Annotated in this window: 9 protein-coding genes; 4 read left to right on the plus strand and 5 right to left on the minus strand. The window is 26.8% G+C overall.

The genetic code is table 11. The annotated features are described in order from the left end of the window. Positions 1 to 133: 133 nt before the first annotated feature. The 3 genes from EIC27_RS04335 to EIC27_RS04345 all read right to left on the minus strand — a co-directional run bounded on the left by EIC27_RS04335 (position 134) and on the right by EIC27_RS04345 (position 4,234). Entirely contained in the window at positions 134 to 1,864 is a 1,731-nt protein-coding gene (locus EIC27_RS04335) for a hypothetical protein (protein ID WP_126044901.1), read from the minus strand. 6 nt (positions 1,865 to 1,870) lie between these two features. Continuing rightward, positions 1,871 to 2,848, minus strand: a complete 978-nt coding sequence (locus tag EIC27_RS04340; RefSeq protein ID WP_162298332.1) for an efflux RND transporter periplasmic adaptor subunit — start codon at positions 2,846 to 2,848, stop codon at positions 1,871 to 1,873. Positions 2,849 to 2,959: 111 nt separating this feature from the next. After that, positions 2,960 to 4,234: a citrate synthase gene (locus EIC27_RS04345; RefSeq protein WP_126044903.1), complete on the minus strand. Its 1,275-nt coding sequence runs from the start codon at positions 4,232 to 4,234 to the stop codon at positions 2,960 to 2,962. Between the two features lie 315 nt (positions 4,235 to 4,549). Between EIC27_RS04345 and EIC27_RS04350 the strand changes: the two genes are divergently transcribed. From EIC27_RS04350 to EIC27_RS04365, 4 genes are all read left to right on the plus strand, one after another. Continuing rightward, the gene (locus EIC27_RS04350; RefSeq protein ID WP_126044904.1) at positions 4,550 to 5,713 is read left to right on the plus strand and encodes a cation:dicarboxylate symporter family transporter; all 1,164 of its coding nucleotides are present in this window, start codon (positions 4,550 to 4,552) and stop codon (positions 5,711 to 5,713) included. 194 nt (positions 5,714 to 5,907) lie between these two features. Continuing rightward, complete coding sequence (gene acpP, locus EIC27_RS04355; protein ID WP_126044907.1) at positions 5,908 to 6,159, plus strand: acyl carrier protein; 252 nt, start codon at positions 5,908 to 5,910, stop codon at positions 6,157 to 6,159. Between the two features lie 21 nt (positions 6,160 to 6,180). Continuing rightward, on the plus strand, positions 6,181 to 7,431 hold the full coding sequence (fabF, locus tag EIC27_RS04360) for a beta-ketoacyl-ACP synthase II (protein WP_126044905.1): 1,251 nt from the start codon (positions 6,181 to 6,183) through the stop codon (positions 7,429 to 7,431). Positions 7,432 to 7,575: 144 nt separating this feature from the next. Further along, a complete protein-coding gene (locus tag EIC27_RS04365; protein ID WP_126044906.1) occupies positions 7,576 to 8,241 on the plus strand; it encodes a hypothetical protein in 666 nt (221 codons plus the stop codon). Here EIC27_RS04365 and EIC27_RS07035 read toward each other — a convergent pair. Together EIC27_RS07035 and EIC27_RS08230 are read right to left on the minus strand one after the other, a co-directional pair. After that, on the minus strand, positions 8,238 to 8,375 hold the full coding sequence (locus EIC27_RS07035; protein ID WP_154663847.1) for a hypothetical protein: 138 nt from the start codon (positions 8,373 to 8,375) through the stop codon (positions 8,238 to 8,240). The genes EIC27_RS04365 and EIC27_RS07035 overlap by 4 nt on opposite strands. A 55-nt stretch (positions 8,376 to 8,430) precedes the next feature. After that, positions 8,431 to 8,660 (minus strand): transposase domain-containing protein (locus EIC27_RS08230; protein WP_205702304.1); only part of this gene is annotated, 230 nt, incomplete at its 5' end.

Consider the following 8,660-nt stretch of genomic DNA (forward strand, 5'->3'; position numbering starts at 1 on the left):
GCTCTTTCCATTTTTCATTACTTATTCTTTTTTTCTAATAGCATCATTAGCCTCTATTTTTTTAGGCTTTTGTTCTACCACTTATTTTTATTCTTGCCTAGATGCCCTTATTTTAGCGCTTACATTGTAAAAATTATAATTCTGAGTCTGTAGGTTTTAAATTATTTAATATTCTAAAATTTTTATTGAAAAAATTATTATCAAAAGATAAATCAATAAATGTTTTTTCATTTAATCCAGCAAAAATTAAGGTGCTATATTGAATATTTCTATTTTCAAAAGTTTGAAGTATGGTGACTGATTTGGCTATTTTATAATTATTATTAGTTGAATTTGAATTGATAAGCTTTTTTATTATAGTTAAGTATTCATCAAAATTTATATTTATTTTATTTTTAAAAATTGTTAATTTTTTTTTAATATTACTTATTAAATTAGCAAAATCATAATTATAGGACTGATTATTTAGAAAATAGAACAAATCTAAATGGATTTGCAAATATTCACAAATTGTTAATGTTGTATTTTTAATTAACTTCTTTGTTTCAAGAAATTTCTTTTCTATTTTTAATAAAATATTATAAGATGTTTTTTCTGAATCACTTGCGTTAATAAAATAATCCTGTACTTTTTCTCTATAAAGGTCTTTTCTTAAATAATTTAATTCAAAATTGTTTACTAATTGAGTCTCTATAACTTTGCAATACATAGATTTAAGAATGTCTAAAAGTAATAGATAATGATTGTTCTCTGTATTTAAATATAAAGCAATAAGTAAAAAGAAATTTGAAATAGGGGATTTAGAATGTTTATTTATTAAATTTTCTACATTTATATCCCATAATTTTAAGAATCCTTCGATTAAGTTTGCAAGTCTTTCAGATTTAGTTTGTACAACAATAGTTTCGGAGCTTGATTCTAGTTTTTCTCTGATTATTAAAGCAATTAATTTAGCTTCTTCATTTTGATTTTTTCCTCTTATTACATTTAAATTATCTAAATTTAATTCCTCATTATTATTTTTTAGTAAAATAGAGGGTATTAAGTAATCAGTATGTTTTGAAGTTGTTAAATTTTCTATAGATTCAGTAGTTATCTTGGTTCTTTTTAAAAAATCTATAATATGGTTTTGATATAAATATCTTTTATTATTTGTTTTATTATAACCTCTAATAAAAATATATGAATTTTGATATTTCGCTAAATTATCTATGAAATACTTTATGTAACTAACTTCTGTTTGTGGCAAAATAATGAATATATTTGCATTATTTTGATAATCCCATTTTCTTATTATTTCATTGATGGCAAAATTCAAAGTCTGAGATTTTAAAATTAAATTATTTTGGGTTAGAAATTTTTCAAGAGATTCGATTATTACAAAAATCAACTTTTCAATTTTTGTTGAGTTAGTCATTTTTTGTCGATCATATTGATAGTAATAATATTCATCTAATGTTTTCAGGATTTTAGAATAGTTAACAGTGTCTAAAAATTTTGTATCAAATTTATGAATATTATTTTGCTTAATAGAGTTTATAACGGATAAAATTAATATATATAATTGATCTTGTTTGAGTAAATGTTTTTTAATTAAACTAATTTTAGCTGCATATATATTGTTACAATAATTATCAAAATCTAATAAATTTTCATCTATAGATGAAAAAGTAGTAATTTTAGGAAATAATAGTTTGCTATTTATTGTAGATAATTTTTGTGTAAAAGCAGTTTGAATTCTTTTATGAGGCAATATAATTAAATTACTATCAGGATTCTCTAAATTATTTGAAAGCTTTAAAATTTTTTTGATTAATTGCTCTAAAAAATTTGTACTAAAAGGAACATTAAAAACTTTTCCCATTTTAGTTTATAATTTTTCACCAGATTTTAGATATGAGTGTCCTAATGTAATTATTTTAACCTGTTGTGGTAAATTGATTACCCAAAAACCATCACTATCTTCACCTATAATTTCAACAGGAAGAAATTTTACAATATTTTGGTTATTTATTACTTTAACTCCTGTAATGCCATCACTATCTATACTAAGAGTAGATTGAGAAATTTTATGAGCATTAAAATATCCAACATTTATAAAAACCTTTATTAATTGGCCGCTTTTAAAGGCATCATCAATATTTTTAGTAATAATCTCTGCTGAATATGTTTTTGTACTATCATCCGCAATTTCACTTAATGAAGCTATTTGAGGCACCTCAACTTTTTTACCATTTAAGATAATAAAAGATTCAATGCTATTTTTTATTTGATTATATTGATTATACGGAACATCAAATTTTATTTTTATAACTTTATCTGATATAAACTCTCCAATTTTTGAGTATGCAGGTAGGTAGCTACCTTTTTTTATATTAATTTGATTAATAACACCATCATAAGGCGCTTTTATTATTGTGTTGTCTAGATCTAATGTGGCAAGTTTTAGTTGGGCTTGAGCTTGAAAAAGTTGAGATTTTGCCTCAGCAATATTAGACTCTGATCCTAATCCTCTTTTAGATAATTTTAAAGCGGATTCATATAGAACTTTTTTGCTTGCAAGGTTTTCTTTAACTGAATTTAATTTATCTATATAATCTTTTTTTTCTAAAGCTATAATAGGCTGATCTTTGTCAAGCTTTGTTCCATCATTCACTAATATTGATATAACTTTACCACTTACTTCATTTGTTAAGTCTATTTGATTTTTTGATTCCATAATGCCAGTAAAATTTAATATCTTAGCTTTCTCTATTGATTTTGAATTTACAATTTCATAATTTAAGGCTGTATTATCTTTATGAATTTCATAAGAGTTTTGATTGTGAGAAATTAAACCGCTTAACATCCATAAAACTATAAGTATACAAAATATGATAACTACTTTAAGACTTGTGGAAAAATTTTTAAATTTAACAAGATGCTTATCTAACATAAGAATAGTAATATAATTAAAAATTTATCTTTCTATTATTCCTTTATAAACCTGTCTTGGTCTTCCTATTCTCATTTTTGGATCTTCAATCATTTCTTTCCATTGAGAGACCCATCCAGCTGTTCTTGCTAAAGCAAAAAATACTGTAAACATTTGAGTAGGAATTCCAAGAGCTCTATAAATGATACCTGAATAAAAATCAACATTTGGAAATAATTTTTTCTCTATAAAATATTCATCCTTTAGAGCAATTTTCTCCAGCTTAGTAGCAATAATTAATAACTTATCTTCTTTTATTTTTAAATCAGCTAATACTTCATGGCAGTATTTTTTTAATACATTAGCTCTAGGGTCATAATTTTTATAAACTCTATGACCAAAGCCCATCAACCTAAAAGGATCATTTTTGTCTTTTGCTTTATTAATATATTTAGGAATATTTTCTGGCTCGCCAATTTCTTTGAGCATTTTGATTACAGCTTCATTCGCTCCTCCATGTGCAGGCCCCCAAAGTGAAGCAATGCCAGCACTTACTACAGCAAATGGATTGGCTCCTGAAGAACCAGCTAATCTTACTGTTGAAGTAGATGCATTTTGTTCATGATCAGCATGTAGAATTAATAGTTTATCTAATGCCCTTGCTATCACAGGATTCACCTTATATTCTTCAGTTGGAACACTAAACATCATTTTCAGTAAATTTGAGCTAAAATCTAAATTATTGTCAGGATATATAAATGGCAATCCTACAGAATACTTATATGCCATTGCTGCAAGTGTAGGTATTTTAGCAATAATTTTATGAATTGTTGCTTCTCTTTGTTTCTCATTTTTAATATCTAAACTCTCATGATAAAAAGCTGATAAAGAGCTTACTGTACCTACCATTATTGCCATAGGATGAGAATGCCTAGGAAATCCTCTAAAAAAAAATTGCAACTGCTCATGCACCATTGTATGGTGTTTTATGGAATTTATAAAGCTATTTTTCTCTGATGGATTGGGTAATGATCCATATAAAAGAAGATGACAAACCTCCATAAAATCTTGCTTTTTAGCAAGGTCAACAATGTTATATCCTCTATGCTGTAAAATTCCTTTTTCTCCATCAATATATGTAATTGACGAATCACAAGATGCCGTAGACATAAACCCAGGATCATAGGTAAAATAACCAGTATGTTTATATAAACTTCTAACATCTATAGCTGAAGGTCCTTTTGTACCTTCAATTATTGGCAATTCAAGTTCATTTTTTTGATTCGGTAATTTTAGTAAGGCTTTTTTATGCTCATTCATTTTAAGAAGTGATTGGTAAAAAGTAAATAAATGGTATACTGGCTATCCTACTTTTTCAATAGCTATTTTAATTTTAACCAAGATAATTTAGTACTTTATTAAGATTAGATAAACTCATTAATGTAAATACAGAATTTTAACTGTACCTTTAAAGGAATATGCATTTTATCATACTATAACTTCTTATTTTAAGATATATTGAAATAAATGAAAGGAATAGAAAATATGCGCAAATATAATCAAATTCAACTAATATAGATTTCTAAAATTAGAAAATGATATAAAAAAGAATTATGAATAATAAGAACTAACTAAATGAAAAAAACTTCATTAATTTTAATAATACTATTAATCTCTGTGTTATCTGTTGGCCAATATATACCTCTAACTATAAAGTCAACTTTATATGCAATAAGTTTAACTATCCAAGAATTATTAATTTTTTTTATACCTTTTATCATAGTTATTTTTATTTCTAGAAGCATTATATTTTTAAAAAATCAAGCAATAAAACTAGCTATTGCATTTGCTTTATTAATATATATTTCAAATTTTATCGCTTCATTTACATCTTTTAATGTTAGCTTTTATATGTTAAATAATAATTTGAATCTTACTAATTTCAACAGTAATAAAGAATTATTAATAGATAACTTGAACCCATTATGGAAGTTCAATTTATTTCAAATTTTATCAAATAAAATTGCACTATTAATAGGAGTTATTTCGGGAATTTTAGTGCCAATACTTAAAAAAAATCAAGCAAACAAGATTGCAGATTATTTATTTCACTATGCAATGAAATCAATAAATTTAGTTTTTATGCCTATATTACCATTATTTGTACTTGGATTTTTAATCAAACTACAGAATGATAAAATTTTTGAATTTGCACTTGTAAATCATTTTCATACTTTAAAAATTATTTTTACTATTTCATTAATATATATTGTATTAATTTATTTTATTGCCAGTAATTTTAAATTTAACAAAACTTTAAAAAACATAATTACCATGTTGCCTGCATCTTTCACAGCATTTATCTCTATGTCAAGCACTGCTGCATTGCCATATACTATAGAAGGTGTGAATAAAAACATATCTAAAAAATCAAATATTATTATTTCACTTATTCCTCCAATTTCAAATATGCATTTATTAGGAGATTGCTTCTTAATTCCCTCTTGCATAATGTTAGTATTAAAATTATTTAATTATCAAATCCCATATACAGAATTTATTTATTTTTTAACATACTTTGTATTCATGAAATTTACAGTCTTAACAATCCCTGGAGGTGGAATTATAACAATCCTTCCATTACTAGCAAGTGAACTTAATTTTAATTATGAAATGCTATCTATTGTTATGACTTTGTATTTATTGCTAGATCCATTTTTAGCCCTTTTAAACGTTATTGGTAATGGAGGATTTTTTATAATACTAAGTAAAATAGTTAATAAATATAAAAATAACTAAATCACTTATTATTTAAATAATAAGTAAAATTTCTATAAAATTGCAAGATTGCAAGAAAATCTAGCTTTTTAGAAGAAATTTATATCTATAATTTTAAATAAAATATAAAAATCATAAATTATTCTTTGAAAAAGAAATTTGTTTATGATATTAAACATCAATCTTTAACTTTTAATAATAACAAAGGTATCTATATGAGTGATAGTATTAAAGAAAGAGTACTAAAAGTAATTGACAAACAACTCAATAAAGACACTTCTCAAATCAAATTAACAGATAGATTTATTGAAGATCTTGGAGCTGACAGCTTAGATAGAGTAGAGTTAGTTATGGCCCTTGAAGATGAATTTGAAAATTTAGAAATTCCTGATAAAGAAGCAGAAAATATCAAAACTGTTCAAGATGCAATAGATTATGCTGAAAAGCACTATAATCAAGCTCAATAAGGTTTAATCAATAATCATAATATGATTAGGGTTGTAGTAACAGGCATAGGGTTAATAACTCCCCTAGGTATAACAGCAAATGATAGCTGGAATAATATAATAAATTCAAAATCTGGTATAAAAAAAATACCTGATAGTTTATTTTCAAGTGATGATTTAAACTGTAAAATAGCAGGCATAATTCCATCTGAATTTAATATTGAAGAATTTGTTGATTCAAAAGAATCAAAAAAAATGGATAAATTTATTCATTATGCTATAGCTGCAGCAGAAGAAGCAATTTCAGATGCTAATCTAAAGAATTTGCCAGACGGAATTAAAGAGGAGATTGGTGTTTTAATTGGATCTGGTATTGGAGGCTTATCAACAATTGAAAAAAACGCTAACATATTAGAGTTAAAAGGCCCAAGAAGAATTAGTCCATTTTTCATTCCAGCAAGCTTGATAAATCTTGCTTCAGGTCATGTTTCTACAAAGCATGGGTTCAAAGGCCCTAACCATTCTGTAGTTACTGCTTGCTCAACTGGAACACATGCTATTGGAGATGCAGCAAGAATAATAAAAGATGGTGATGCAAAGATAATGGTTTGTGGAGGAGCTGAGGGAGCAGTTTGCAAACTTGGAGTTGCAGGATTTGCTGCAGCAAGAGCGCTATCAACCAATTTTAATGATTCACCAGAACAAGCATCTAGACCATGGGATAAAGATAGAGATGGGTTTGTAATGGGTGAAGGAGCCGGTATATTAATTTTAGAAGAATATGAACACGCTAAAAAGAGAAGAGCTAAAATCTACGGCGAGGTTGTTGGATATGGACTATCCGGTGATGCACATCATATTACTGCACCAGAATCAGAAGGTAAGGGAGCAATAAAAGCTATGAAAATGGCTTTAGCAAAAGCAAAAATTGCCCCAGAAGAAGTTGACTATATAAATGCTCATGGAACATCTACACCACTGGGTGATGTTATAGAGTTAAATTCAATCAAAAAAGTTTTTAAAAACAATATTAAAGACATTGCTATTTCTTCAACTAAATCATCTATTGGTCACTTGTTAGGTGCAGCAGGAAGTGTTGAAGCAATAATTTCTCTGCTTGCAATGCAAGATAGAACACTTCCCCCAACACTAAACCTAAGCAACCCTGATGAAAGTTGTGAAGGAATTAATTTGATTGCAAACACCCCTCAATCCAAAAAAATAAATTGTATTATGTCCAACTCTTTCGGATTCGGCGGCACAAATTCTTGCTTAGTTTTTAAGAAAGTTTAAGAACCTAAGTATAATATCACTAAATTTTATGCAAAAAATAAGATCTTAACGTAAACTTAACTTTTCGTTCAAAAACCTTAACGTAATTTTAACGTTTTATCAATATACTACAGATAATATTTATTAACTAAATTAAGGTGATCAATGAAATACTATTATAGCATTGCTAACTTTGCAGTTGGCACTTTTACAAATATATTTAATAAATTTTTTTATACAGAAACCCAGACTTATCAGCAATTATTTGGTGAAATGTTGATATGGTCGCGGGGCAATAATGTTAGTGTAGAAAATTTAGTTAATAGCAACATAATACCACAACAATTTGTAGATTCATGGGGTGAGGATTTAGCAAGAAATATTACTAATGAATTTACATATCATATTTTGAATTTAGAGCATTCTAATAATTGGAATGGGGATTTGCTTCATACAATACCACTAAGCCTACCACAAGTAATTATGGATTGGAGCACAGTAACAACAATTGGAGCAGGAATATTAGACACTATTGGTTATTATACAAATTACAGTTTGTTATCATGGAGTAGTCCTATTTGCCTTCCAAATATTATTTGGCAAAATGTATTATTAGGAGGACTAGTAGGAGTAGGACTAGGAGTAGTAGGAATAATAGGACTAGAACTAGTACCAGGAGTACTAGAACTAGTACCAGGAGGAGGACTAGTAGGACTAAGAGTAGTAGGACTAGGATATGCAGGTGAAATTTTCTTGCAATATGTGACTGATACAACTATAACATCACTAGTAGAAAAACATGGGCTTGAATCCATTAAACCTCTACATTAGGCAGGAGCAAAATTCTCTAACTTATCTTCATTGTATATTGAAAAATTAGTAGAAAAATATGGCATTAAAATATTGCATCCTGAAAGCATCAAAGATGAAATAATGTAAACGCTAAAATATCCCCATCTTGACAAGTATTATCCGCCTTTCTTTGGGTTTCTTAAGTTTTTTGATAATTCTAAAAAAAATTTAATTTGATGATATTTTTTTATCAATATTATATGGAAGTAAATTTACTAACTCTTTTGGATCAGAATAATCATGAATATGATTCAGCAAATATTTTAAATAATCATAAGGATTAATCTTATTTACTTTGCAAGTTTCAATAATACTATAAATATTTGCACTAGCTTTAGCACCCTTAGTTGTTGCACAGAACATCCAATTTTTTCTGCCAACTGCAAATGGTTTTATAC

Origin of the sequence: Candidatus Aquarickettsia rohweri, from assembly GCF_003953955.1 — a bacterium.
GTDB classification, from domain to species: Bacteria; Pseudomonadota; Alphaproteobacteria; order Rickettsiales; family Midichloriaceae; genus Aquirickettsia; species Aquirickettsia rohweri.